22 protein-coding genes are annotated in these 26,280 nt (G+C 67.8%); 11 read left to right on the top strand and 11 right to left on the bottom strand.

All coding sequences use genetic code 11. The annotated features are described in order from the left end of the window. Positions 1 to 92: 92 nt before the first annotated feature. Both Q1W68_RS08050 and Q1W68_RS08055 read left to right on the top strand, forming a co-directional pair. Complete coding sequence (locus Q1W68_RS08050; RefSeq protein ID WP_300649029.1) at positions 93 to 1,937, top strand: carboxypeptidase-like regulatory domain-containing protein; 1,845 nt, start codon at positions 93 to 95, stop codon at positions 1,935 to 1,937. 69 nt (positions 1,938 to 2,006) lie between these two features. After that, entirely contained in the window at positions 2,007 to 2,480 is a 474-nt protein-coding gene (locus Q1W68_RS08055; protein WP_300649028.1) for a hypothetical protein, read from the top strand. 306 nt (positions 2,481 to 2,786) lie between these two features. Here Q1W68_RS08055 and Q1W68_RS08060 read toward each other — a convergent pair whose 3' ends face one another. Continuing rightward, a complete protein-coding gene (locus Q1W68_RS08060; RefSeq protein WP_300649027.1) occupies positions 2,787 to 3,155 on the bottom strand; it encodes a DUF1428 domain-containing protein in 369 nt (122 codons plus the stop codon). 153 nt (positions 3,156 to 3,308) lie between these two features. After that, positions 3,309 to 4,550, bottom strand: coding sequence for a murein transglycosylase A (locus Q1W68_RS08065; RefSeq protein ID WP_300716072.1), 1,242 nt, complete (start codon positions 4,548 to 4,550; stop codon positions 3,309 to 3,311). On the opposite strand from Q1W68_RS08065, the gene Q1W68_RS08070 reads away from it, so the two are divergent. Next, positions 4,483 to 4,644: a hypothetical protein gene (locus tag Q1W68_RS08070; protein WP_300649025.1), complete on the top strand. Its 162-nt coding sequence runs from the start codon at positions 4,483 to 4,485 to the stop codon at positions 4,642 to 4,644. The two genes, Q1W68_RS08065 and Q1W68_RS08070, sit on opposite strands and share 68 nt — an antisense overlap. A 14-nt stretch (positions 4,645 to 4,658) precedes the next feature. On the opposite strand, the gene Q1W68_RS08075 is transcribed toward Q1W68_RS08070, so the two are convergent. The 4 genes from Q1W68_RS08075 to Q1W68_RS08090 form a co-directional block, all read right to left on the bottom strand. Then, a complete protein-coding gene (locus Q1W68_RS08075; RefSeq protein WP_300716073.1) occupies positions 4,659 to 5,285 on the bottom strand; it encodes a response regulator in 627 nt (208 codons plus the stop codon). Beyond that, entirely contained in the window at positions 5,282 to 7,348 is a 2,067-nt protein-coding gene (locus Q1W68_RS08080; protein ID WP_300716075.1) for an ATP-binding protein, read from the bottom strand. Before Q1W68_RS08080 ends, Q1W68_RS08075 begins: the two co-directional genes overlap by 4 nt. Continuing rightward, positions 7,345 to 8,151: a carbon-nitrogen hydrolase family protein gene (locus tag Q1W68_RS08085; RefSeq protein ID WP_300649044.1), complete on the bottom strand. Its 807-nt coding sequence runs from the start codon at positions 8,149 to 8,151 to the stop codon at positions 7,345 to 7,347. The genes Q1W68_RS08080 and Q1W68_RS08085 overlap by 4 nt, the downstream gene beginning before the upstream one ends. Positions 8,152 to 8,240: 89 nt before the next feature. After that, complete coding sequence (locus Q1W68_RS08090; RefSeq protein ID WP_300716077.1) at positions 8,241 to 12,368, bottom strand: YhdP family protein; 4,128 nt, start codon at positions 12,366 to 12,368, stop codon at positions 8,241 to 8,243. 92 nt (positions 12,369 to 12,460) lie between these two features. Between Q1W68_RS08090 and glnE the strand changes: the two genes are divergently transcribed. Beyond that, positions 12,461 to 15,280, top strand: coding sequence for a bifunctional [glutamate--ammonia ligase]-adenylyl-L-tyrosine phosphorylase/[glutamate--ammonia-ligase] adenylyltransferase (gene glnE / locus Q1W68_RS08095; protein ID WP_300649021.1), 2,820 nt, complete (start codon positions 12,461 to 12,463; stop codon positions 15,278 to 15,280). A 31-nt stretch (positions 15,281 to 15,311) separates the two neighbouring features. Here glnE and Q1W68_RS08100 read toward each other — a convergent pair whose 3' ends face one another. From Q1W68_RS08100 to Q1W68_RS08120, 5 genes are all read right to left on the bottom strand, one after another. After that, positions 15,312 to 15,878: a hypothetical protein gene (locus Q1W68_RS08100; RefSeq protein ID WP_300659107.1), complete on the bottom strand. Its 567-nt coding sequence runs from the start codon at positions 15,876 to 15,878 to the stop codon at positions 15,312 to 15,314. A 91-nt stretch (positions 15,879 to 15,969) separates the two neighbouring features. Next, positions 15,970 to 16,815, bottom strand: coding sequence for a ferritin-like domain-containing protein (locus tag Q1W68_RS08105; RefSeq protein WP_300649019.1), 846 nt, complete (start codon positions 16,813 to 16,815; stop codon positions 15,970 to 15,972). Between the two features lie 50 nt (positions 16,816 to 16,865). After that, positions 16,866 to 18,443: a cryptochrome/photolyase family protein gene (locus tag Q1W68_RS08110; protein WP_300716079.1), complete on the bottom strand. Its 1,578-nt coding sequence runs from the start codon at positions 18,441 to 18,443 to the stop codon at positions 16,866 to 16,868. Continuing rightward, the gene (locus tag Q1W68_RS08115; protein ID WP_300649017.1) at positions 18,440 to 18,598 is read right to left on the bottom strand and encodes a DUF2256 domain-containing protein; all 159 of its coding nucleotides are present in this window, start codon (positions 18,596 to 18,598) and stop codon (positions 18,440 to 18,442) included. The genes Q1W68_RS08110 and Q1W68_RS08115 overlap by 4 nt, the downstream gene beginning before the upstream one ends. Continuing rightward, complete coding sequence (locus Q1W68_RS08120; RefSeq protein WP_300649016.1) at positions 18,595 to 19,599, bottom strand: MerR family transcriptional regulator; 1,005 nt, start codon at positions 19,597 to 19,599, stop codon at positions 18,595 to 18,597. Before Q1W68_RS08120 ends, Q1W68_RS08115 begins: the two co-directional genes overlap by 4 nt. A gap of 43 nt (positions 19,600 to 19,642) precedes the next feature. Here Q1W68_RS08120 and Q1W68_RS08125 point away from each other — a divergent pair, with 43 nt between their 5' ends. From Q1W68_RS08125 to Q1W68_RS08155, 7 genes are all read left to right on the top strand, one after another. Continuing rightward, positions 19,643 to 20,275 carry a glutathione peroxidase gene (locus Q1W68_RS08125; protein ID WP_300649015.1) on the top strand — a complete coding sequence of 211 codons (633 nt, stop codon included), beginning with the start codon at positions 19,643 to 19,645 and terminating at the stop codon, positions 20,273 to 20,275. Positions 20,276 to 20,593: 318 nt separating this feature from the next. Further along, positions 20,594 to 22,006 (top strand): FAD-dependent oxidoreductase, encoded by a 1,413-nt coding sequence (locus Q1W68_RS08130; RefSeq protein ID WP_300716081.1) that lies wholly within the window; start codon positions 20,594 to 20,596, stop codon positions 22,004 to 22,006. Continuing rightward, on the top strand, positions 22,003 to 22,854 hold the full coding sequence (locus Q1W68_RS08135; RefSeq protein ID WP_300716082.1) for a DUF1365 domain-containing protein: 852 nt from the start codon (positions 22,003 to 22,005) through the stop codon (positions 22,852 to 22,854). The genes Q1W68_RS08130 and Q1W68_RS08135 overlap by 4 nt, the downstream gene beginning before the upstream one ends. Beyond that, the gene (locus Q1W68_RS08140; RefSeq protein WP_300716084.1) at positions 22,851 to 24,080 is read left to right on the top strand and encodes a cyclopropane-fatty-acyl-phospholipid synthase family protein; all 1,230 of its coding nucleotides are present in this window, start codon (positions 22,851 to 22,853) and stop codon (positions 24,078 to 24,080) included. Before Q1W68_RS08135 ends, Q1W68_RS08140 begins: the two co-directional genes overlap by 4 nt. A gap of 10 nt (positions 24,081 to 24,090) precedes the next feature. Then, positions 24,091 to 24,645, top strand: coding sequence for a chalcone isomerase family protein (locus tag Q1W68_RS08145; RefSeq protein ID WP_300716086.1), 555 nt, complete (start codon positions 24,091 to 24,093; stop codon positions 24,643 to 24,645). Further along, the gene (locus Q1W68_RS08150) at positions 24,642 to 25,985 is read left to right on the top strand and encodes an MFS transporter (protein WP_300716088.1); all 1,344 of its coding nucleotides are present in this window, start codon (positions 24,642 to 24,644) and stop codon (positions 25,983 to 25,985) included. The genes Q1W68_RS08145 and Q1W68_RS08150 overlap by 4 nt, the downstream gene beginning before the upstream one ends. A gap of 9 nt (positions 25,986 to 25,994) precedes the next feature. Next, positions 25,995 to 26,280: DUF3833 family protein (locus Q1W68_RS08155; protein WP_300716091.1), on the top strand; the 286-nt coding region annotated here is incomplete at its 3' end.

The following is a 26,280-nucleotide window of genomic DNA, read 5'->3' on the forward strand; positions in this document are numbered from 1 at the left end:
GTGCATCCCTGACCCCGCTGCTCTCTTGGGCGCAGGCCGTGCAATCCGCTGCCACGGCTCCCCAACCCGCACCGGCATACGTGGACCGGGTCATGGAGAACCTCCCACCCGAAGCGCTGGACGACAGTGACAAAGACGAATACAGCCGAGAGGGCCTGCCGCGTTTCCTGCGGCTGGAGACACGGCTGGGCACTCAGCCCTTTGATCAGGCCCAAAGCGTACGCATCGGCTACGGCATTTATGGGCTTCTGGAAACGCCCAACCACGGCACGCTGTCGATTGACGGCGCCTACGCGCCGCGCGACAGCAGTGGCACGCTCACGCTGCGCCAACGCGCCATGCCCATCGAAGGTGGCTGGTTCACCAGCAACGAACTCGGCGTGATCACCGCACCGGCACCCGACATCACACGTTTGCCCGCGCGGATCTACCTGCCCTCGGCCATTCTTCGGGGCCTGAGCACCGAATGGGAAAACCCGGAAGGGGGATTGCAACTGCAGGCCTCCACCGGTGAACCTGGGCGGCTTGACTTCCAGCCCGCCAACGGTTTTCGGCAATTGCCGGGTCGCCGCACCACGCTGGGGGGTCAATGGCGCATCAACGCGTCCGGTGCCGATGTGCTCTCGCGCCAGGGCTGGACGGCCGCGCTGCGGCATGAAGATGCACGCGGCGTCTCGACGCTGGACAACCCGCAGCAGGCGGGTGACTTCGTCGACGCCAACTCCACGCTGCTGGCCCTGCGCCACGAAAGCGGGGAGTACCAGATTCAGGGTCAGCTGATGAGCACGCGAGCGAGCAACGTTCAGGGCGCGCGCAACGGTTTCTGGATCGACAGCGAGTGGGAAGATGGCCCTCGCAGGCACGGCTTGGGTGCCTACCGGCTCGAGCCCGATCTGACATGGGCCAACCTGCCAGTGGCCAGCGACATCGTCGGCGCTTACGTCCGGTCGAGCTGGCGCACCCGCCAGTGGTCGGCCGAAGGTTCGCTGGACTGGCTGGATTCCATCAGTGGCCGCACCACCAATGGCGTCTTCGCCACCGGTTCCGCGCGCTGGCGCATCAACCGCGACCACACGCTGGGCGCTGGAACAGCGCTGCGCAGCTTCAATGGCACCGCCTGGAGCACCTACGGGGATTGGCGCTTCCAGAACGGCTGGGGCACCAGCGGCCTGCGCGTGGAGTTCACAGGAGGTGAAGGCCAGGGCGACTCGCGCGCGCTGATCTGGGATCAGGAGTGGGTGGTTCCGCAGGGCTGGGCACTGTCGACCAGCCTGGGCTACACCGCGTACAGCGCCACCAGCAGCCTGCCGGCCGAAAACACCTCGACGGGCGCCATCAGCGGCGCGGTGCCGCTGACCAGCAGATCCAGCATGCGCGGCAACTTCAGTGTCGAGCGCAACGACAGCGGACAGGTTCGTCACAGCCTGAACGTGGGTGCCAACTGGCGCCTGGACAAGCACTGGAGCATGGAAGGCAACTACAACCGGACCAACGGCCGCAGCCGTTTCACCCCATCGATCGACCCGCTGGCACCGCTTGGGTTGGTCGTTCCGGACAACGACCGGTCCTTCTATGTGGTGGTGCGGTACGAGTTCGAAGCGGGCAGCCGCAACGTCCCGCTGGGCGGCAAGCCCGCCGACGGCGGTGGCCGAATCGAAGGCACGGTGTACTTCGATGCCAACCGCACCGGCACGCAGGAAGCCAGCGAAACTGGCGTGCCCAACGTCACGGTGTTCCTGGACAACCGCTATGCCGTGCGTACCGACAGCCAGGGCCGCTTCGAGTTTCCCTTCGTGGCCAGCGGGCCGCGCACGGTGAGCGTGCGCGGGGATACCCTGCCACTGCCATGGAACGTGGTCGACCAAGGGCAGACCAAAGTGGACGTCCGTCTGCGCGAGAACGTGACCCTGACCATTCCAGTGCAGCGCAACGAATAGCCGGCGCGGAGCTCTTCAGAACCGCGAGCCAGGGTCTCAAGTTCACGCACAGGGGGCCGATAGTGGGACATGCCCCGCTCATCGCGCCCCTTCCTTGTCTGTCTGACCTCCAGCGTGCTGCTCATGACGCCGATGCCTGGTATGGGCGAGAGCCTGATGATCACGCAGGGCAACTCAGGCGCTTCGCTGGACTTCCGCATCATCATTCCGCCCATCATGCGGGTGCTGGAGAACAGCCATCCCCGGCGGCTTGAAGCGCTCGCCGATGGCCGGGTCAGCGCCCAGCAGCGTCTGGTGGTGCTGTCGAACATGAAGGGGGGGTTCTGCGTCTCGCTGCGACGCACCGCGGTCGAGCTCGGCACCTGGGAGTTGCAAACCGCCCCGCAAAGCGGAATCCAGCTCAGCCCGGCGGCCGACGGCTACAGCCTGTGCGGCACCCGGCCGGGGCGCTACACCGTGGTGCTGCAGCACCAGTTTGGCACCAGCGACGGCAGCGCCAATGCCCTGAACTGGCCGGTGCAGACCGACATCTCGGCCATCTGAGCGGACCACCTGCCGCCGCAGGACCAGGCATTGACACCAAAGGAAGCGGCGCGCCCTTCGATGATGAGCGCGTGGTTTTCAAGGCGGCGCTCGTTGCGCTGAGAGAGCGCGGGCAAGACGGCTTGCGACACAGACCCGGTCGGGTGCTCCCCGCCCAAGCCGCACCGACCCCGCTTCAAGCGGGCGCTTCGTTCCTTCATGGGCGACTGGGTGAGGTGGTGGCAGATGCTGACGGGACGGGTGGGATGGCAGGGTGGCGTGGCCACAGCATTGGCGGGCGATCAGGGGAGGCTTCCCCCGCACCGCTCAAGCCTTCACCTCAACCACCTGCTCGAAACCGCCGAAGATCATGCGCTTGCCGTCGAACGGCATGGGTGGGTTGCCGGGTGTGGACGGGTCCATGCGCGGGTCTTCCATCATCTGCTTCATGCCGGCGTCCCGCGTGGCCTTGTCCGGCCATTCGACCCACGAAAAGGCCACTGTTTCCTCGGCCGTGGCCTGGACTGCGCGGCGGAAATCGGTGACTTTGCCGTCGGGAACGTCGTCACCCCAACCCTCGATCACGCGGATGGCGCCCAGCTCGATGAACAAGGTGTCGAAATGACGCGCGTGCTCGATGAACTTCTGCTTGTTGGCGGTGGGGACCGCGATCACGAAACCGTCGATGTAGGACATGGCTTCACTCCTGTTGGGTTGAATGGACGGCGTGCCCCGCATTGAGCGCCCCGCATCCCATCGACGAACGACAGTACTCACAATCGACACGGCTTGCTCGGCCAGAAGACGCGCGGCCTCTGGCCGCCACCCGGGCAGTCGGCGGCGCCTGGGTCAGCGCGGCACCAGCACCCACATCTGCAAGGGCTGCTTGAGCGCGGCGGCCGTGACGTAGGCCTCGTCGCTCCAGCCACCCCAGCCGGTGAACAGGTCGGCGCGCACAGCGCCGACGATGGCGCCACCCGTGTCCTGCGCCATCACCAGCTTCTGCACATTCAAAGTGGGCCCCTGTGACGCAAGCCACACGGGTGTGCCGTAGGGGATGCTTTGCGGGTCGACCGCGATCGAACGCCCGGGCGTGAGCGGCACACCCTGCGCGCCGCGGGGGCCAAAGCGGGCATCGAACTCGGACAAGGCTTCTTCGCGGAAAAACACCGTTCTCGGGTTGCTCCACAGCATTTCATTCAAGCGCTGCGGGTTCTGCGCGGCCCAGGCCTTGATGGACGACCACGAGGCTTCGCGGATCGCGCCCTGGTCGAGCAGCCAGCGGCCCACGCTCTGGTAAGGCTGGCCGTTGTGCGCGGCGAAGGCCACGCGCACCTGCTGCGCACGGCCATCGGCCTCCACCAGGTTCAACCGCCCCGAACCCTGGATCTGCAGGATCAAAGCATCAATGGGGTCGGCCAGCCACGCCACCGCGCGGCCTTGCAGCGCCGCCTGCGCGGCGGGCAGGGTGTCGATTTCCTGGCGGCTGTACCAGGGCTGGCCGTTGCGCAGACCGGCGGGCGGTGCATAGAGCGGTGTGCGGTGCGTGGCGGTGGGCACGCGGCTGGCCGCCATGATGGGTTCGTAGTAGCCGGTGAGCAGGCCATCGGGCAGGCTGCCGTCGGCCTCGATCACGCGGTAGGGCTGGAAGCGGCGCATCACCCAGGCCTGCTGCTCGGCGGGCGTGCCGATGGCGAGCTGGCGCAATTCGGCGCACGGAGCGGCCTGGCCAGGCGCCGGCCGCTCGCAGCCGCGCACCCAGGCGTTCCAGGCCTCAAACAGGCTGTCTTGTCCCCAACCCGGCAGCTCGCTCCAGCGCACCGGTGTCCAGCGGCTCTTGCCGCGCTGGATCGCGGGCGGCAGGGGGGCAGTGTCTGCCGGCAGGTTCGCCACGGCAGGGCCGGGCAGGTTGCTGGCGGGGGGACTCTGCACCGGACCGACCGCACAGGAGGCCAGGCTTCCTACAATCACCCCGCTCGCTCCCACCCGCATGACCGATTGAAAAAACCGACCGAACCGATCCATGACTCTGTTGTTGCTTGAAGCGCTCGGCGCGCTGGTGTTGTTGGTGTTCATCGTGTGGTGGACCATGTTCTCAGGGCGCAAGGGTGGCGAGCTGCCCGACGAGGTGGAGCGGCAGAAGCTCGAGCATCCGCCGGGCAAGGACACGCCGCAAGACCGCTGAAGCAGCGCCGGCCATCACGGTCGCAGCGCATTGGCGAGTTCCACCGCCGACTTCACGCCCATTTTGTCGAACACGCGCGAGCGGTGGACCTCCACCGTGCGCACGCTGATGTTGAGCTGGTCGGCCACCAGCTTGTTGGGCAGGCCGGCGACCACCAGGTCCATCACCGCCCGCTCGCGCTCGGTGAGGCTTTCCAGGCGCTGCTGCAGCTCGCGTTGCACGCGGCGCTGGGCCAGCACCTGGGCCGACTGTTCCAGCGCACGCTCCACGCGGTCGACCAGCGCGTTGTCGGAAAAAGGCTTCTCGCAGAAATCGAAGGCCCCCCGCTTGACCGCGTCCACCGCCGTGGCCACGTCGGCATGACCGGAGAGAAAGATCACCGGCAAGCAGGCTTGCCAGGGCAGGGCTTGCAACAGCTCGAAGGCGGCCAGCCCGCTCATGCCGGGCATGCGCACATCCAGCAGCACGCAGCACGGCGCGGTGGGCTCGTGCTGCAAGACGCTGGCGTCGGCCAGGAAGGCTTCGGCGCTGTCGTAGCCATCGCTCACCAGGCGACGCGTGCGCAGCAGCCAGGCCAGCGCCTCGCGCACGCCCGCATCGTCATCAACCAGGTAGATCTTGGCGTCCAGGTGCGGGGTCATGGCCGTGATGATAGGTGGGCTGGCAGTGTGAACCGGAACACCGTGCCACGCGGCTGGTTCGACTCGAAGGTCAGTGCACCGCCGTGCTGCTCCACCACCGTGCGGCACAGGCTCAGGCCCAGGCCCATGCCCTCGGCGCGGGTGGTGAAAAAAGGTGTGAAGAGTTTGGCCTGCACCTCGGGGCTCAGGCCCAGCCCGTGATCGCTCACCTCGAAGGTGATCCAGGTCTTGTGTTGGTCACCGCCCGGGCGCAAACCGGAATGCAGCCGTGTCTGGTGCACGGCGATGCGCAACACCCGAAGCCCCTGACCCAGCGCCGGGTCGCCCTGCGGCATGGCCTGCATGCCGTTGCGCGCCAGGTTGAGCAGCACCTGCTCGACCATGGTGCGGTCGCAATGCACGGCGGGGCAGCCCGGCGCGATCCCGATCTGCAGCTGGATGCCCTGCTTTTTGGCCTGCAACACCAGCAGCGGCTGGATGGCGTCGATGAGGTCTTGCGGGCTCACGGCTTCGCGCACCTGCTCGCGCCGCCGCACAAAGTCGGCCACGCTCTTGATGACGCGTCCGGCGCGCTCGGCCTGTTCGCTGATGCGCTTCATGGCTTGCGACAGGTCGGCCTGCGGCACCGATGCTGCGGGTGCCTCCAGCAGGTTCATGGCGCCGCTGGCGTAGCTGGAGATTGCGGCCAGTGGCTGGTTGAGTTCGTGGCTGAGCAGCGAGGCCATCTCGCCCACCGTGGCCAGGCGGGCGGTGGCCTGCAGGCGTTCTTGTGAGGTGCGGTTGAGGTCTTCCACCCGGCGCTGCTCGGTGAGGTCGAGGATGGCGCTCATGAAGCCGGTCTGTTTGCCCTGCGCGTCGATCAACGGCGCTTCGATGATGAGCACCGGAAAGCGCGTGCCGTCGCTGCGCTGGAACACCGACTCGTAGCCTTCGCGCGGCAGCGTCTGGCCGGCCAGACGCACCAGCTGGCGTTGCTGGTATTCGTCCACCAGCTCGGGCGGCCACCACGGCGCGGGCAGGCCGGTGCCGATGAGCTGCTCTGCGCTCAGCCCCACCATGTCGCAGAACGCGGGATTCACATACGTGATGCGGCCGGTCATGTCGCGCGCGCGCAGGCCGGTGACCAGCGAGTCTTCCATGGCCTTGCGAAACGCCAGCGCGTCGGCCACCCCGAGTTCGGCGCGCTGGCGCAGGCGCGTGTCGCGCGCCAGCAGGGCCAGCACGGCCAGCAGCGCGAGCGACAGCGCGCTGACCACCGCCGTGAGCACGTTGGGGAACAGGCCGCCCACCAGGCGCGGGCTCTGCAACTGCAGGATCATGGTGTGCCCGGGGAGTTCGAGCACCGCGTTCGCGCTGAGCGTGCGGCGGGTGCCGGGCACCATGCGGTGCAGCGCCAGCCGGGTGCCATCGGCGTCGTTGAACGACAGGCCACGGCCGCGCAGCTCGTCCCGCTGGGTGAGCTCCGAGAGCACGCCGGGCAGGGAATAGGTGGCCACCAGATACCCGTTGGCCACACCCGAGCGCACCACCGGCAGGCACATTTCCATCAGTTCCATGCCCAGGCCGTCGCGCATGGGCCAGAAATAACTCGCCGAATAAGCCGGACCCGACAGGCGCTGTGCGTTGTCGCAGGCCAGTTTGACATCCGCCAGCGCGCGGGTGCGGTCCAGGTAACCGAACACATCGCTCAGGTACGGCGTGTCACGGTGGGTGATGAGCCGCTGAGCGGTGTCCCGCCACTCCAGGCGCACCAGCTCGCGGTGCTGCGAGAGCAGCTCGGCGGCCGGGGCATTCCAGCTGTCGGCGGTGGGCGACACGCTGTTGAGGGACTGCAGCGTCTGCACATTGCGCAGGAACGCGTTGCGGATGTCGCTCACGACGGCCGCCGCTTCCTGATCCAGCGCCTGCTGGTCGCGCGCTTCTTCGTATTCGCGCGCCAGAAACACCAGCACCACCAGCAGCGCCAGCACCAGCAAGACGAGGGTGGCCCACAGGCCCCAGCGGCGCGCGCTCGGGTCGGTGCGCTCGGGTGCCTGCCCCTTCGCCACGGCCAGCCGGCTCAAAGGCGGCGGTGTTGCAAGGACGGCAGCTGCTCGCGCACGCTGCGCAGCTGCTCGAAATCCAGCTCGGCCATCACCACGCCCGGGCCTTCGGCCTGCATCGCCATCACGCCGCCCCACGGATCGATGACCATGGTGTGACCCCAGGTGCGCCGGCCGTTTTCGTGCACACCGCCCTGCGCGCTGGCGATCACGAAGGCCTGGTTCTCGATCGCGCGGGCGCGCAGCAGCACCTCCCAGTGCGCCTGGCCCGTGGTGTGCGTGAAGGCCGACGGCACCAGCAGCACGTCGGCGGCGAGCATGCGGTAGAGCTCGCCAAAGCGCAGGTCGTAGCACACGCTCTGGCCCACGCGCCAGTGGTGTCCGCCGGCATCGCGACAGTCGAACACCGTGGGTGTTTCACCGGCGCGCAACACGGCGGCTTCGTCGTAACGCTCGCGCCCGTTGTCGTAGCGAAACAGGTGGATCTTGTCGTAGCGGCTGGCACATTCGCCGCGCGGGTTGTAGGCCAGGGAGGCGTTCGCTGCGTGGGTGGGATCGTCGGTGGCCATGGGCAGGGTGCCGCCCACGATCCACAGCTTCAGATCGCGCGCACAGTCGGAGAGGAAGTCCTGCACCTTGCCCAGGCCGGGGGTCTCGGCCAGCACCAGTTTGTCTTCATCGTTCGCGCCCATGAAACAGAAGTACTCGGGCAGCACCGCCAGCTCGGCCCCCGCGCTGGCGGCCTGGCGCAACAGCCGCAAAGCTTCGCTGAGGTTGTTGTCCAGGCTGATGCCCGAGACCATCTGGATCGCGGCCACCTTCAGGCGACCGCTCGCGGGGGGTTGGTGAGGCAGGGTCATGGCGTTTCTTTCAGAGGATTGCCGCAAACAACCGGCGCACTGGGGGATTCAGCTTACTGCAGTGGACCGGCGGGGGCGCGCGACGGTGGGGCGGGCGGCGCGCGGTCGACCTTGGCCACCTGTGGATCGGCCCAGCTGCCGGTGACGCGGAACTCCTGCGTGCCGGCGCTTTGCAGCGGCTGGCGCAGCAGGAACTGCGCGAGGAAACTGCCCAGACCGATGGCGGGGTTGATGGCGGTGGCGATCAGCGACGCGGTCCCGGCGTTGATCTCGGGCACCACCACCACCTTGAGGTCTTGCTGCTCGCGCGCGAGGTCGGCCGTGCCTTCCATCAACACGGCGGCGTTGACGCCCTTCATCTGCAGGTTGTTGGTGAACAGCACGCCCTGCTCGATGCGCGCATCGCCGCGCACGAAGTCGAAGGCGAAGCCGTCGGAGAACACATCCCGGAAATCCAGCACCAGGCGGCGCGGCAGCGCCTGCAGGCTGAGCACGCCGAGCAGGCGGCCCGCGCCGGGCTCGACCTTGAGGAACTGGCCGCGCTCGAAATCGGCCTGCAGCTGGCCGGAGAGCGTCGGGTAATCCAGCGCCAGCGGCGAGCCGATCCAGCCGATGCTGCCTTCGATGCGACCCTTGCCGCCGCGCACCAGGCCCGGCCGGTTGAAACGCGTGAGCAGCGCGCCGGAGTCGTCCACATCGAGCCGGAAGCTCAGGGCCGTGCGGCGCTGTTCCTGCGGGCGGCTGGCCGCCGACAGCGGCGCCCAGTTGCCGGTGGCGCTCAGGCGGGCTTCGGGCACGGTGAGCTTGAGCTTGGTGAGCCGCCATTCACCCGCGCGTGTCGGCCCGCCGCGGTTGGTGGCTTCCACCTCGACGCGCCCCAGTCGCCGCCCGGCGATCTCGAGGTCGTCCACCGCAATGTCCAGCGCGGGCACGCTGGTGGGCTGGCTCAGCAGCTGCTCCACGTCGCTCGCCACGGTCGGCTCCAGCTTCAGGCGGGCCAGCCGGGCAAACACGCTGCCGGCGGTGTTGGGTCCGGCCTGGCGCACTTCGACGTACCCGTTGAGTTCGTCGGCGGTCACGTTGGCGCGCCACTGCGCACCTTCGCGCGAGCCCCCCACCACCACGCGGTTGAAGGTGCGGCCTTCCAGCGCGAGGCGGTTGGCGCGCAGCGCCAACGTGGTGGGCAGGTAGGCCAGCTCGGCGTCCGGGTCCATGGCGCCGAGCGTGGCGGGTGTGGGCACGCGCACACCCGATGCGCTGGCCAGCCGCGACCAGGCGTCCAGATCGAGCTGGTCGAAACGCAGGTTGCCCACCACACCCGCCGCGGGCAGGGGCGCCAGATCACCGCCCTCCAGTCCCACGGCCACACTGCCGCGCAACACGCGGGGTTGCGGGCCAGTGATGTCGCGCTCGTACTGCAGCACCACCAGCGGCGCCAGCGCCGAGCCCAGCTCCAGCGCGACGCGGTCGGTGCGGGCCACGTCGTCGGCCACCGCCAGTGCAGCGCTCTCCAGCCGCAGCGGCAGAACGGCCTCGGCGGTCTTGCCCAGGGGTGCGGGCAGGCTCAAGGCCATGCCCTGCAGGTTGCTGTTCACCTGCAGCTCGGGCACGCCGGCGCGAAACCCGAGCTGCGCGGTGTAGGCCGCCGTGCCCGAGGCGTTCTGGAACAAGCGCGAGGCCGCACCCAGGTCGCCGTCGCGCAGGCCCTCGGCACTGACCACGCCCTGACCGCGGAACTGCAGCCGCCCCACGCCTTGCGGGTTCTTGCGCAAACCGCCCTCGAAGCGGAGATCGCCGCCAAACAGGCGCGTGTTGCCCCCCAGCACAACAAAGCCCTGCTCGGTGAAGGCCAGCGTGCCGCGCGTGCGCGCCAGCAGCGGCGCGGCGGGGCTGATCTTCAGGTCGTTGCCCTCGAATTGCACCGTGCCCGCCACCGTGGTGGCATTCAGGTCGAACAGGGGCAGCTTGAGCGAGAGCCCCACCTGCGCGTTGCCGCCGGTCCGGGCCTGGGCCAGCACGGCGTCGGTCATGGCGTTGAGCGGCGAGGTCTGCACAAAACCCAGCATGTCGCTGGCCGAACCTTTGGCTTTGAGCTTGACGGTGAGTGTCGTGTCGCGCGCCAGATCGTCGAGCCCGACCTCGCCTTCGCTCAGGCGCACGCCCGCCGCGCCCGCCAGCCCCGATGTGCCGCCCGTCACGCGCAATTGGAGGTGATCCAGCACCAGCTGGCCCGAGAAGTCGCGCAGACCCGCCCACGGAGCCGTGTCGGCGGGCTGGAAACTGGCGGGCAAGTAATCGAAATCCACCCCGCTCAGATCGGCCGTGATGCGAAATTCGCTCGGCGCGGCGGCGTTTTTGAAGGGCATGCCATCCATGTCGCCCTGCAGGCGGAACGCCACCTGGCTCGCGCGGCCGGCCCGCACCGCCTCGCGCACGTAGCGCCGCGCCTGCGGGTTGATGGTCAGCGGCAGGTAACGGTGCACACGGGTGCCGTCGGCGCGGGTGAGGTTGGCCGTCAGGTCAAGCACGCCGGGAAAGCGCGACTTCGACGCACTGGTGGCCGGGTCGCTCGTGTGCCACTTCACCGAGCCCGTGCCCTCGGCATCGGCGTTGGCCATCGTCAGCTTGTCCAGCTGGGCTTCGATGCGCTCACCTTGCACGCGCCAGGTGGCATCGGCCTCCAGGCTTTGCAGCGGGATGCGCGGGTCTTCAAACACATCGGGCAGCTCCAGCGAACCGTCGGCCACGGAGATGCGCGCGCGACCGCCGTCCTGGGTGAGGTCGAAATCGACCGTGGCCCCGCTGATGCCGGGTCGCCCGGGCAGCGGATAGTCGCCCCGGCTCGACATCTGTCCGCTGGGCTCGCCCGCCAGGGCCAGTCCTTGCACACGGCCACGCGCCTGGTAGGTGCCTTGCGTCCAGTCGATGGGCGCCTCGGTGTGGTCGCTCACCGCGTTCGTCAGCCCCTGCCAGCGCGCGTTGAACCCGTCCATGCGACCGGCGGGCTTCAAGCGCTGCAACAGGCCGCGCGTGGCTTCGGGCAGCGGGAGGCGTTCGGCGATGGCCGACAGCGCCGCCAGGTCGAGCTGTTCGGCGCTGAGCGCCACGCTGTTCGCGCGCCGGGCCTGGGCAGCGATGTACGTCAGCTGCAGGCGTCCGCCCGGCCAGGTTTCGCCCTCGCGGGTGCGGAAGCTCAGGTTCTCGGAGGTCACGCCGAAGCCGTCGTCGCCCCACTGCGCGGACAGCCGCCCCTGCACGTGGTCGAGCGCCAGCGTGGGCAGGTCCAACCCCAACCGGGCCTGCACGTTCTGCAACGCCAGGTCGCTCGTGACACCGGACACGCGTCCCTGCTCCACCTCGGCCCAGGCGCGCAGCGCACCCTCGCCGGTGCGCACTTCCACGCCCCAGTCCGACAGGTCCACGTAGGTGCGCAGACGCGCGACGTCCACCCGCGTGAATTCGGCAAACAGCTCGCCGCTCCAGTCGTGCCAGACGGGCTGTCCGGCGGAACGCTGACCCAGGCTGATGAGCCGCTCACGCAACTGGCCCCGCAGGCTGATGCGCTCGCCCCAGGCGGGCGGCGGGGTGGCATCGACGCGCCAGTGGTGGGTGCGTGCGGTGTTGCGGGCGACCAGATCGAGCTCGTTCAAGGCCAGCGCAGGCTGGCTGAGCAGGTCGTCCGTCCAGCGCAGCGTGCCGTTGCGGATCACAAACTCGCTCTGCGCGAAAAACCAGTCAGCGGCGGCGTGGTCACCGGAGCCCGGGCCCGACATGTCCAGTCCGGCCACCTCGATGCGGCCCTGCGCCGTGCGGCGCACATCGAGCACCGGGGCTTCAATCACCACCTGCTCGAACCCGCCCCGCCACAGCGATCGAACCGAGACCGCCGTGCGCACCAGGGGCAACTGCAGCGCCACGCGACCTTGCGCATCGATGAGCTGCACATCGCGCAGCTCGAAAGACGGCATCAGCGTCGGCAGAAAACCGGCACCGCTGTGGCCCGATTCGGCACGGATTTCACCGATGCGAACCGGTACCCCCACCGCCTGGGTCGCCCACCTTTCCAGGTCGGGACGCCATTCGCCGATTCGGGGCACAATCGCGCCATTCAAACCGGCCCAGGTCAGTGCGAAGAGCCCCCAGACACCCAGCAACAGCCACAGCAACAGGCGGCTGGCCACGGCAAATGTCTTGAGGGTTCTCGAGGCTCTTGCGTGTGACGCAGAGGAGGCATTGGGCGCCGGGCTTTGATGGTTCATGTCCAACGCAAATTATGACGGCCAGTCATCTCACGGGTTCCACCACAGGCGTCTCCGCTTTGTCATCAAATGTGAACACCTTGCCTGGGTTGACGCTGGCCGATCGCCAGGCCGACCATTCCCGTTTCGTTCAGCGCGTGCGGCGCCGCTATCCCGACGAACTCGCCTGCCTGCCCGAAGGTGCCCCCGAACGCGCCACCATGCAGACCGGGCTGGCCACGCTCCTCCAGCGCGGCCTGCCCATGCCCGCTGCGTTGCGCGTGCTGCGTCAGCTGGTGTTGGAGCGCCTGGTGGTGCTGGACTGCGAGCAAGGCGCTGCTCTGGAAGCGGTCACGCGCGCCGTGACCGAACTGGCCGAGATCGCACTCGATGCGGCCTGCGAACTGGCTTTCCAGGAACTCGACGACCTCCACGGCGCGCCGCAGCACCCCGACGCGCAGGGTCAGACCGTGCGCGCCCAACTATGGGTGGTGGGCATGGGCAAGCTGGGTGCGCGTGAACTGAATGTGTCGAGCGACATCGACCTGATCTACGTGTACGACCAGGATGGCGAGACCGCCGGCAATGCGCAAGGGCGCAACCGCATCAGCAACCACGAGTACTTCGGCAAGGCGGTCAAACACATCTACAACACGGTGGGCGAAACCACCGAGCACGGCAACGTGTTCCGTGTCGACCTCGCGCTGCGACCCAACGGCAATTCGGGCCCGAGCGCCGTGTCGCTGGGCGCGCTGGAGGAGTATTTCCTGGTGCAAGGCCGCGAGTGGGAGCGCTTTGCCTGGCTCAAGAGCCGTGTGATCGCGCCCACCGCCTGCGTCGCCGCCGGTGGTGCCAACGCGCTGCGCGGCTCGGTGTTGCCCTTCGTGTTCCGCCGCTACCTCGACTATGGCGTGTTTGAAGCGCTGCGCACGCTGCACCGTCAGATCCGCGAGCACGCGTCCAAACGCGCCGCGGGCAACCCGGGCCGTGCAAACGACGTGAAGCTCTCGCGCGGCGGCATCCGGGAGGTGGAGTTCACCGTGCAGCTGCTGCAGGTGGTGCGCGGCGGCCAGTTCCCCGAGCTGCGCACCCGACCCACGCTCGATGCCTTGCCGCGCCTGTGCCGCGCCGGCCTCATGCCCCAGGCCTCGGCCGACGCGCTGGCCGAGGCCTACCGCTTTCTGCGCCGGGTCGAGCACCGCATCCAGTACCTGGACGACCAGCAGACCCACGTGATGCCCACGCGCGACGACGACCTCGCCTGGCTGGCCGCGACCATGGGTTGCGCCAATGTGTGCGAATTCCTGCACACGCTCGACGCGCACCGCGAACTGGTGGCACAGGAGTTCGACACCCTGCTCGGCGGCCCCACCAACGGCGGCTGCAGCGGCAAGGGCTGCAACGGCAAGAACGGCGGTGCGCCACGCAGCTCGGCCGACGACCTGCAAAGCGTGCTGGCCCAACTGCCGGTGGCGTTTGCCGCCAAGGTCGCGCAGTGGCGCGAACACCCGCGCGTGCTCGCGCTCAAGGAAGACAGCCGCCTGCGCCTGGTGCGGCTGGTGCAGCGCACCGGCGCCTGGCTGGAAGAAGGCCGCGTGAGCGAAGAAGCTGCCTTGCGCATGGCCGACTGGATCGAGCCCCTGCTGCGCCGCGACAGTTACCTGGCCCTGCTGCAGGAGCGACCTTCGGTGCACGAGCGGTTGCTGCGCCTGCTGGGCGCAGCCAAGTGGCCCGCGCGCTATTTGCTGCAACACCCCGGCGTGATCGACGAGCTGGCCAGCCAGCAACTGCTGAGCGACCGATTCGATGCCGCCCAGTTCGAGGCCGAACTCGAATCGCGCCGCGCCGCGCTGCACTCCACCGGCGAAGACGACGAGGAGGCCCTGCTCAACCTGCTGCGCCGCGCCCACCATGCCGAGGTGTTCCGCACGCTCGCACGCGACCTGGAAAAAGTGCTCACGGTGGAGCAGGTGGCCGACGACCTCTCGGCCCTGGCCGACTCGGTGCTGCGCCTGACCGCGCGCTGGTGCTGGGCGCGTTTGAAAAACCGCCACCGCGACGAGCCGGCGTTCGCCATCATCGGCTACGGCAAGCTCGGCGGCAAGGAGCTGGGCTACGGCAGCGACCTGGACATCGTGTTCGTCTACGAAGACGAGCACGAGAACGCGGGTGAGATCTACGCCGCCTTCGTGCGCAAGATGATCAACTGGCTCACCGTGAAAACCGGCGAGGGCGACCTGTTCGAGATCGACACCGCGCTGCGCCCCAACGGCAATTCGGGCCTGCTGGTCACGAGCTTCCAGGCCTACACCAACTACCAGCAGCAACGCGGCAGCAACACCGCCTGGACCTGGGAACACCAGGCCATGACGCGCGCGCGTTTCGTGCTCGGCAGCGTGGCCCTGGCCGGCCGCTTTGACGAGGTGCGTGAAGACGTGATCACCGCGCTGCGCGACGGCGATTCGCTGGCGCGCGAGATCGTGTCCATGCGCGACAAGGTGCGCCAGGCGCATCCGGTGCGCGGCACCATGTTCGACGTGAAGCACAGCGCTGGCGGCATGGTCGACGTGGAGTTCGTCATGCAGTACCTGGTGCTGCTGCACTCGCGCACCCACCCCGAATTGCGTGCCAACACCGGCAACATCAACCTGCTGCGCCGTGCCGAAGCGGCCGGCCTGCTCGCACCCGGCATGGGTGAAGCGGCTGCGCAGGCGTACCGCGAGCTGCGCCAGATCCAGCACCGCGCGCGCCTGGATGAAGCGCCCACGCAGGTGGACGCGGCATCGGTGGCGCCGTGTGCGGCAGCGGTGCGCGCGCTGTGGCAACACGTGCTCGGCCCTGCTGCGGTCAACTGAAGCGCGACACTGCGAACAACGCCCCGAGGGTTCAGTACCTCACGCAGAGCACGACCACGGCCAGGAAGGCCTGAAGAAACCCGGATGGGTCTTCGGGCGGATGGCCCCCATCGCCCAACACGGACACGTCCAGCAACCGTCGCAGCGAGAACGCACGCGGTTCGCGCACCTCACCCAATGCCCGGCCGCCGGGGCCCACGACGGAAAAGCGTTTCTTGAACAACGAATCCGAGGGCAGCACCTCTGCATCAAACGGGTGCTTGAGCAGGATGCGTGGCAGCCGCCGGCCGGCTTCGAACAGCACGTCGGCCGTGGCCAGGGTCTCGACAACACCACCCGCAGCGCCGTGTGTCGGATCCTGCTCCAAGGTGTACCGGATGTCGTTGGTCCAACCCCGGCGCAGGTACTCGAAGGCCACATGCGCACGCCGCCCCCGCAAGTCGAGGGCGATTTCACCCCGCCGCGAGCCGGGCGCGTGAACCTTCAGCCGCGCGTTCTTGGCTTGGGCAAAGTTCGCAAACTCGAAGCCCCCCACCACCTCGCCGGCCCCATCCAGAAACTCGTAGCGGAAGCCATGGAGGACCGACTGTTGCCGCATGCTGAGTTGGGGTGCTCCAGACATGGGCAGAGAGAGTGGAAACCCGCTGCCTTGCCAGGAGCTGCGGGCTGTGAATGCCGCCGAGACGGTCTCAGACCGGCGCCACCACCGCCGCCGGCGCGAGCGATTTGCGGAAGCGGTTGAGCTCCTGCACCGTCTTGAAGCTTTGCTCCATGAGCAAGCTCATGTTGTGCAGGATGCGATCGACGACGCGGTTCTCCCACACGGCATCGAAGTCGATCTGTTTGTCCAGCCAGTGCTCCAGCCACTCGGGGTTGGGCAGGCGGCTCTGGATCGTGTCGTTGGGGAACAGGTCCTTGTTCACGTGCAGGTTGGTCGGGTGCAGCGCCTGGGCGGTGCGCCGCGCACTCGCCATGAGCACACCCACCTTGGCAAACGCCACACGCGCCTCGTCGCCGAACTTGCCGATGGCGCGCTTCATGTAGCGCAGGTAGGCGCCGCCGTGGCGGGCCTCGTCCTGGCTCAGCGTGGCGTAGATCTTCTTGATCACCGGCTCCGAATGCCATTCGCTGGCGCGGCGGTACCAGTGGTTGAGGCGGATCTCGCCGCAGAAATGCAGCATCAGCGTTTCCAGCGGAGGGGCGGGGTCGAACTCGAATCGGATGTCGTGCAGTTCCTGTTCGGTGGGCACGAGGTCGGGGCGGAAGCGGCGCAGGTACTCCATGAGCACCAGCGAGTGTTTCTGTTCTTCAAAGAACCAGATCGACATGAAGGCCGAGAAGTCGGAGTCGTCGCGGTTGTCGCGCAGGAACATCTCGGTGGCCGGCAGCGCCGCCCATTCCGTGATCGCGTTCATCTTGATCGTCTGCGCCTGCTCGTCCGTCAACGATTGGGCGTCGAACTGGTCCCAAGGAATGTCCTTGTCCATGTCCCAGCGCACGGATTCGAGTTGTTTGAAGAGTTCGGGATAGAGCATGGTGGCCTTTCGGTACGGGCGCATTTTATGCGGGGGGACGGCGGTTGCGCTTACAAATCATTCAGGCGGGCCAGGGTCGACACAGCCTGGTCACGGATCGCCTGGCGCTCGGTGTCGTCCAGGCGCTGCAGGTTCTTCACCATCAGCGCAGACCGGGGGCTCGATGCCAGTTCGGTCTCGTGGCGGTCGAGAAAGTTCCAGTAGAGCGTGGTCACGGGGCAAGCCTCGGGGCCCACGCGCAATGCGGGTTGGTAGCGGCACGCTTTGCAGTGATCGCTCATCCGGTCGATGTACTGTCCGCTGGCCACGTACGGTTTGCTGGTGAAACGCCCGCCGTTGGCAAACAGCGCCATGCCGGCCACGTTGGGCAGCTCGACCCATTCGATCGCGTCCACATACACCGCGAGGTACCAGTCGGCCACCTGCTGAGGGTTCACCTCGGCCAGCAACGCGAACTGTCCGGTGAGCATGAGGCGCTGGATGTGATGGGCATAGCCGTGTTCGAGTGTCTGACCGACAGCATCCTTCATGCAGGCCATGGTCGTCTGTGCGGTCCAGTACCACGCCGGCAGATCGCGTTGGTGACCGTAGTGGTTGGCGGTCTTCATGCCGGGCATGTCCATCCAGTACACGCCGCGAATGAACTCGCGCCAGCCGATGATCTGGCGGATGAAACCCTCCACCGCCGCCAACGGAAGACCGCGGTCGCGGTGGGCGGCCTCGGCAGCGGCCACCACCTCGCGCGGGTCGATCAGGTGCAGGTTGAGCGCCACCGACAGCAGCGAATGCCAGCCAAACGGCGTCTTCGTCCACATGGCGTCCTGGTAGGTGCCGAACATGTGCAGGCGCTCGTCCACGAAATGCCGCAGCGCCTCGCGCGCCTGCTCGGGCGTGACCGGCCAGGCAAAGCTTTTGAGCTCACCGGGGTGGTCGGCAAAACGCGTCTGCACGAGTTCGATCACCTCGCGGGTGATGGCGTCGGGCGCGAACTGCGCGGGCGGCGTGATCAGTCCCGGCCCTTTTTTGGGGTAGCTCTTGCGGTTGTCGGCGTCGAAGTTCCACTGCCCGCCCACCGGTTGGCCACCGTCCATGAGGACGCCGTGTTCGCGCCGCATCTCGCGGTAGAAGAACTCCATGCGCCACTCCTTGCGGCCGTTGGCCCAGCGCGCGAAGCGCTGGCGGCTGCAGAAGAAGTGGGTGTCGTCAAAGCTGCGCAGCGGCACGTCGGCGTCCACGGCGGCGGCTTCCATGTCTTGCTGCAGCCGCCACTCGCCCGCTTCGCACATCCACAAAGCCTGCGGCTTGAGTTCGCTCAACACGCTGCGCAGGCGTGCCTGCAGGGTGGCCGTGTCGGGCTGGTCCAGCGCAGCGTCGTCCAGGTTCACATAACGGACCGGCCAGCCCTTGCGCGCCAGGGTCTGCTGGAAATGGCGCATGGCCGAGAGGAACAGCGCGATGCGGGCCTTGTGGCTCCACACGTGGCTGGCCTCGCCCGGCGCCTCGATCATCAGCACCGCGTCTTGCGCGGGGTCAAAGCCGGCCAGGGCCGGGTTGTCGAGCCAGAGCTGGTCGCCCAGCACCAGCACCAGCCGGCGCAGAGGCCGGGGCAGCAACGGAAGGTTTTTCATGAAGGCGTTTTGTCCGACCGGGCGCGGCAGCGGTCGCTGCAGTACTTCACCTGCTCCCAGGTGCGTTCCCACTTCTTGCGCCAGGTCATGGGGCGACCGCAGGCGGCGCAGGGCTTTTGCGGCAGGGTCGATTTGTTGCCTTTGAAGCCGCTCATGCCGCGTCCGCCGGGGCCAGCGCGCGCCAGCGTGCCACGCCGTCCTGAATGTCCTGCAGACGGCCCATGGGCAGGAACGTCGGGGCAGCGCTGGCGGGCCGGCCTCGCTGTGGCTTGTAGAGCGCAGGGCAATTGCCACCAGCCCAGATTTCCACGTGCGCCGGCAAGCGCTCGCGCAATTGGCCGAGCGCGGTGCGCACATCGCGCGGGTTCTGCGCGGCGGTGAAGCTCAGCGCCACGATGTCGGCCTCGCTGGTGGCAGCGGCATTCACGATGTCGGGCAAGGGTGTCTGCACGCCCAGCGGAATCGTGTGGCAACCTTCCAGCACCATGAAGCACTCGGCCATGAGCAGGCCCAGGCCGTGCACCTCGCCGGGCAGCGTGGTGAGCAGGATGCGCGGGGGCCGGGGCGACCGCGCCTGCGACAGCTGCCCGAGCGCCTGGCGCATCACCGATTGCACGATCTCGGTGTAGAGGTGCTCTTCGTACACCGCGAGCCGACCTTCCAGCCAGGCCTGACCCACCAGCACGTTCATGGGGGCCACGCACTCGGTGATCAGCCTCGCCAGGCCGCGCTCCAGCTGCATCTGCGCCAACGCCTGGCGCAGACCGTGGGCGTCCTGGCGGCGCAGCATCTGCATCCAGCGCTCGGTGGCCAGGCCGGTCTCGTCCCGGGAGGGGTTCGACACGGCAAGATCGGATGGCGTTGCGTCGGGTTGAATCCGCTCGGGCTGGCGCTGCGTATTCAATTCAACAAGCCCGTCCAGCGGCAGCGCGACCACCCGGCCGGGCCGGTGTCCCGCGTCGATGAGGCGGCGGATGTGGCGCAGGCGGATCAGCTGGTCGTTGTCGTACTGGCGCTCCCCCAGCGCGTCGCGCGCCGGCATGGGAAAGCCATAGCGCCGCTCCCACACCCGCAGCGTGTCTTTGGAGAGGCCGGTGTCGCGTTCGACGTCGGCGATCGAGTGCCAGCTGGGGGTGTCAGGGCTTGAGCTTGTCATGGACAAATGATCCAATGGTTCGTCAGATTATGGAGTTTTTGTCATGAAACCAGCGCTTGTCCACGGCAATGTCCGTGTGTTTCGAAAGTTCGCAGCGGCCTGCCTGATCGCCGGCGGCGCCCTGTCGGGCACCGTGGCGCAGGCCCAGGCCCCGGCGCCGGCGTCCAGGCCCGCCACTTCCCCGGTGGCCTGCCCGGCGCTGCTGCAACACCGGTTCGACCGTTTGCAGGATGAGAAGCCGCAGTCGCTGTGCCAGTACAGCGGGCAGGTGGTGCTGGTCGTCAACACCGCCAGCTTCTGTGGCTTCACCAGCCAGTACGAAGGGCTGGAGGCGCTGTACGCCAAGTACAAGACGCAGGGCCTGGTGGTGCTGGGTTTTCCCGCCAACGACTTTGGCCGCCAGGAACCGGGCAACAACCAGGCCATCGCCGATTTCTGCGAGAACACCTTTGGCGTGAAATTCCCGATGTTCAGCAAGACCAGCGTGGTCGGCCGCGAGGCCAATCCACTGTACAAACAGCTCGCACAAAAGACCGGCGAAACCCCGCAATGGAACTTCCACAAGTACCTGATCGGGCGGGACGGGCAGACCGTGCGCAGCTACCCGAGCACCCTGGATCCGAAAAACCCTTCCATCGTGAAGGACATTGAGCGATTTCTGTCGCTCAAATCGTGACTGATCAGTCACAATAAAACCGCTCAGTCTATTTTGACCACGTTGACCACCATGCACGCCCACTTGTCCGACCGGTTCCCACGCTCCCGAGCACACGTCCGGAACTTTTTCGAGCGCGCATTTCTCTCAGTGGGCAGATCGGTTTCAACGCCGGTCACCGAATTCCGTTTTGCACTGCGAAGCCTGTCCGGTCCTGGTGGCCGGACTGAAATCCCGAGGCGCTTCTCCTCCTCCTCCCTCCCTCCCTTGTTCGTTTCGGGGCGCTTCGCAGGCTTTTGTATCCCGACCAGCACCGCTGGCGCTCGCTGAGGTCCGACCATGTACACGGACCTCCCACCCCACACCACCCGCACCGCCAAGCGGCCTCCCCGCGTGGCCGTCGTCGGCTCCGGCATTTCGGGACTGGCCGCCGCCCACACCTTGCACGGTCTGGCCGACATCACGCTGTTTGAAGCGGGCGACTACTTCGGCGGCCACACGCACACGGTCGACATGACCTTGCCGAACGCCCAAGGCGTGCCCACCACCTTCGGGGTGGACACCGGCTTCCTGGTGCTCAACGAGCGCACCTACCCCAACCTGCTGGCGCTGTTCGCACAGCTCGGCGTGCCGATCGCCAAGTCCGACATGTCGTTCTCGGTGCAGGCGCCGGGTGCTGCGCCCGGCGGCGGGCCGCTGGAGTGGAGCGGCTGCAACCTCTCCACCGTGTTTGCCCAGCGCCGCAACCTCTTCAACCCGCGTTTCCTGCGCATGCTGGCCGACATCGTGCGCTTCAACCGCGTCACCACCAAGCTGGCCGAGCAGGGCGAAGACCTGCGCGACAACAGTCCGCTGCTGCAGCCGCTGGGCGACTTTCTGAAGGCACAGGGCTTCTCCGACGAGTTCCGCAACTGGTACTTCCTGCCCATGATGGGCTGCATCTGGAGCTGCCCGACCGACCAGATGCTGGCCTTCCCGGTCGCCACCATGGTCCGCTTCTGCCACAACCACGGCCTGATCCAGGTGACCAACCGCCCCCAGTGGTACACGGTGGAAGGCGGCGCGCGCCAGTACGTGCAGAAGATCACCGCGAACATCGCCGACAAGCGCCTGAACACCCCGGTGCAGCAGGTGCTGCGCGACAACCAGGGTGTGCGCGTGGTCACCGATGGCCAGGTCGAGCGGTTCGACGCCATCGTGCTCGCCTGCCACAGCGATCAGGCGCTGCGCCTGCTGGGTGGTGAAGCCTCGGCCAATGAGCGCGAGGTGCTCGGCGCCATCCGCTACCAGCCCAACCGAGCGGTGTTGCACACCGACGCTTCGGTGCTGCCGACAAACGAGCTCGCTTGGGCGGCGTGGAACTACGAACGTGCGCCCAGCCAGGGCGTGGAGTCGGCCCAAGTCTGCCTGCACTACCTGCTCAACCGCCTGCAGCCGCTGCCGGTTTCGCAGCCAGTGGTGGTGTCGCTCAACCCGCAACGCGAGATTGCCGCACAGCACGTGGTGGGCGAGTACGCCTACGACCACCCGGTCTTCGACCTCGCCGCCATCCGTGCACAGGCCCGCGTGCCGGCGATGCAGGGGCAGCTCAACACCTACTTTGCCGGTGCGTGGACCGGCTACGGTTTCCACGAAGACGGTCTCAAGTCGGGCCTGCACGCAGCCCGCTCGCTGATCGACGCCCACCACCTGGTGCCCACCACCCAACGCACCGAGGCCCAGCGTGCGGCCTTGCCCGGGGTGTTTGCTTGATCACCTCGAAGGCCCCTGCGCCACCGGTCGCCCAGATCGGCTTCGGCCAGGTGCGCCACACGCGACACCGCCCGCAGCGCAACGCCTTCGCCTACCCCACCTACTTCCTGATGCTGCCCATGCGCAGCCTGCGCCAGCACGGCCCCGGCGCGCTGGCGCGCAACCGCCGCGCGGCACTCACCTTCAACGACGCCGATCACGGCGATGGCCGAAACGACAGCCTGCAATGGCTCGACGAACTGCTGAACCAACACGGCATTGACGACGCGACCGGCGAGGTGTGGCTGCACACCTACCCGCGCGTGCTGGGCTACACCTTCAAGCCGGTGAGCTTCTGGTACTGCCACCGGCTTGACGGCACGCTGCGCGCGGTGCTGGCCGAGGTGAACAACACCTTTGGCGAGCGCCACTGCTACCTGCTCGATGCGCCGCACTACGGCCAGCCGTGCGAGGCGACCAAGGTGTTCCACGTGTCGCCGTTCTGCCCGGTGCGCGGGCGCTACCGCTTTGTCTTCATGCGCGCCGACGGCGCCACCCAACACGCCTTGCCACGCACCGTGGCGCGCATCGATTACTTCGACGACCTCGGTGGCGACGCCGACAGCGAGCCCCTGCTCAACACCAGCGTGAGCGGTGAATTGCAGCCGCTGAACGCGCGCAGCCTGCGCCGCGCGCTGTGGACCTACCCCGCCATGACCTTGGGCGTCATGGCGCGCATCCACTGGCAGGCCGTGCGCCTGTGGATCAAGCGTGCGCCCTTTTTCCGCCAGCCGCCCGCACCGGGCGACTTTGTCACCGCCGCCTCCCTGCCCGCGACCCCCGTGAACGCCGAACACAGCCATCCATGAACAGCTCCACCGCTTCCACCAGCCCCGCCGGTTTCTCGCTGCCACGCAATGCACCCGCCGCCGCCCGCACCACGCTGCAACTGCTGCAGCGCCTGGTGCACGGCAGCCTCACGCTGCAACTGCCCGACGGCTCGGTGCAGCGCTTCGGCCAGGTGGACGGCCCGCACGCGAGCATGAAGCTCAACAACTGGAACGTGTGCTCGGCCTCGCTCAAGTCGGGTGACATCGGCTTTGCCGAAACCTTCATCGCCGGCGACTGGACGACATCGAACCTGCCCGCGCTGCTCTCGCTGCTGGTGGCCAACCGCCGCGAGGTGGAAGACGTGATCTACGGCTCGTGGCTGGGTCGGTTCGCCTACCGCATCAAGCACCTGCTCAACCGCAACAGCAAGACCAACAGCCGCAAGAACATCCACGCCCACTACGACCTGGGCAATGCGTTTTACGGCCTGTGGCTGGACGACACCATGAACTACTCGTCGGCCTGGTTCGAAACGCCCGACCAGGGCATGGAAGCCGCGCAACACGCCAAGGTGCGCCGCGCGCTGCGCATGACCGACGTGAAACCGGGCGACCGCGTGCTGGAAATCGGCTGCGGCTGGGGCGCGCTGGCCGAGAAGGCCACCACCGAGTTCGAGGCCCACGTCACCGGCGTGACGCTGTCCACCGAGCAGCTGGCATTTGCCAACGACCGCATGCAGCGCGTCGGCCGCGCCGACCGGGCCGATCTGCGCCTGCAGGACTACCGCGACATCACCGATGCACCGTTTGATGCGATCTGCTCGATCGAGATGGTCGAAGCCGTGGGCCGCGAGTATTGGCCGACCTACTTCCAGACCGTCTCACGCCTGCTCAAGCCGGGCGGCAAGGCCTGCGTGCAGAGCATCGTGATCGACGACGAACACTTCGAGCGCTACATCAAGGGCACCGACTTCATTCAGCAGTATGTGTTCCCCGGCGGTTGCCTGCCCTGCCCGAGCGAGTTCCGTGCGCAGGCCGCCAAGGCCGGGCTGGAGGTGGTGGACGAGTTCGCCTTTGGCCAGGACTACGCGCGCACGCTGGCGATCTGGCGCGAGCGTTTCCTGCACGAGCAGGATCGGGTGCTGCAGCTCGGCTTCGACCAGCGTTTCCTGCGCATCTGGGAGTTCTACCTGGCGTACTGCGAAGCGGCGTTCGAGCAGGGCAGCACCGACGTGGTCCAGTACACCTTGCGCAAACCCGGTTGAGGACAAGACGATGAAGCGCGCCGCCATTTCCTTCGCACTGGCTCTGGGCAGTCTGGCGGGCGCGCCCGCTTGGGCGCAGGCGCCCGAAGCCACGCTCAGCGCCGCCTTGCAGGACAAGACCGCCGTGGGCAAGGCGCGCCTGCGCTACTGGGGTTTTGATGTGTACGACGCCAGCTTGTGGGCCCTGCCCGGCTTCGACGTGGCCCGTTTCGAGAGCCAGCGCTTCGGCCTGGAGCTGGCCTACCTGCGCGACTTCAAGGGTGCGGACATCGCCGAGCGGTCCATCGACGAGATGAAAGACCTCGCGCCGATCGAACCCGCGCAGGCCACCCGCTGGACACAGGCCATGAGCAAGCTGTTTCCCGACGTGAAGCGCGGCGACCGCATCACCGGCGTGCACGTGCCCGGCAGCGGCGCGCGTTTCTACTTGAACGGCAAGCTGCTCGGCGAGGTGGCGGACGACGCCTTCTCGCGCCTGTTCTTCGGCATCTGGCTCTCGCCCAAGACCTCGCAGCCGCGCATGCGCGAAACGCTGATCCAGAACATCGCCGGAACACCGCGATGAGTCTGGCGCCCGCCTCTGCCCAGGAACCCGCTGCGCGTTTCATCGGCGCGGGCGCCTGGCGCCGGGGTTTCAGCTACGGCCTGCTCGGCCTGCCGCTGGCGTTCGTGGCGCTGCCGCTGTATGTGATCCTGCCCAACCACTACGCCCGCGAGTTCGGCGCACCGCTGGCCTTGCTGGGTCTGGTGTTGCTGGCCGCGCGCCTGGTGGACGCGGTGCTCGACCCCATCATCGGCCGCTGGTGCGACCGGCTGTTTTCCCGCTCGGTGGCCGCCGTGCTGGGCGCTGCGGCCGCGTCGGCCGTCGTGCTCGCGCTCGGTCTGTGGGGCCTGCTGTTTCCACCCGAGGCGGTGCGCGCATCGGGCACCGCCGTGTTGCTCTCGTGGGCCGGTGTGCTGATGGCCATCACCTACACCGCCTACAGCGTGGTGGCCGTCGCTCACCAGTCGTGGGGCGCACGCCTGGGCGGCAACGAAGCGCAGCGCAGCCGTGTGGTGGCCTGGCGCGAAGGCCTGTCCTTGCTGGGCGTGTTGATCGCCGCCGTGCTGCCGGCCACGCTGGGCCTGGGCGCCACCGTGGCCACCTTCGCGGTGTTGCTCACGCTGGGCTGGTGGGCCTGGAGCCGCTCGTCCACACCCATCGCGCTCAAAGCCGCCGGACCGGCCCCCCGCCTGGGTCCATCGCCCTTGCGCCAACCCGCGTTCCTGCGCCTGCTCGCGGTGTTCGTCATCAACGGCACCGCCAGCGCCGTGCCCGCCACGCTGGTGCTGTTCTTCGTGCAGGACCGTCTGCAGGCAGCCCCCTCGGTGGAGCCCGCGTTTCTGGCCACCTACTTCCTGTGCGCGGCGCTGTCCATCCCGCTGTGGGTGCGGCTGGTCGCGCGCATCGGCCTGGCGCGCACCTGGCTGGTGGGCATGGCGCTGGCCGTGGCGGTGTTCATCTGGGCCGCCACGCTGGGTGCGGGCGACGTGATGCCTTTCCTCATCGTCTGCGCGCTCTCGGGCATTGCCCTGGGCACCGACCTCACGCTGCCCAGCGCCATGCTCGCCGGCCTCATTGGCCAGCTCGGCGAACGCGGTCAACGCGAGGGCGCCTACTTCGGCTGGTGGAGCTTCGCCACCAAGCTCAACCTCGCCCTGGCCGCGGGTCTGGCCTTGCCGCTGCTGGCGGTGTTCGGCTACGAGCCCGGTGCGCGCGATCCGGCGGCGCTTCAGACCCTGACCATCGCGTACTGCCTGCTGCCCTGCGTGCTCAAGTTGCTGGCCGGCGGAGCGCTCTATGCGCTCGTGATCCGCCCCGAGCAGCGCGCCGGCCTGACCACTCCGACCTCCATTCCCTCCTGAGACCACCCCATGCAAAGACGACTCTTGCTCGCCGCCGGCATCACCTCCGCCGCCGCCCTCGCGGGCTGTGCCGGCCCGCAGATCGACCAGTACGCCAGCGAAAAACCGCTGCTCGATCTGCGCACCTATTTCAACGGCACGCTGGACGCCTACGGGGTGTTCACCGACCGCTCGGGTGCGGTGGTCAAGCGCTTCACCGTGGTGATGGTCTGCACCTGGAACGGCGACGACGGCGTGCTGGACGAGACCTTCAACTACAGCGACGGCACCACCGGCAAACGCATCTGGCGCATGA

It is taken from the genome of Hydrogenophaga sp., assembly GCF_030158645.1.
Taxonomy (GTDB): Bacteria; Pseudomonadota; Gammaproteobacteria; order Burkholderiales; family Burkholderiaceae_C; genus Hydrogenophaga.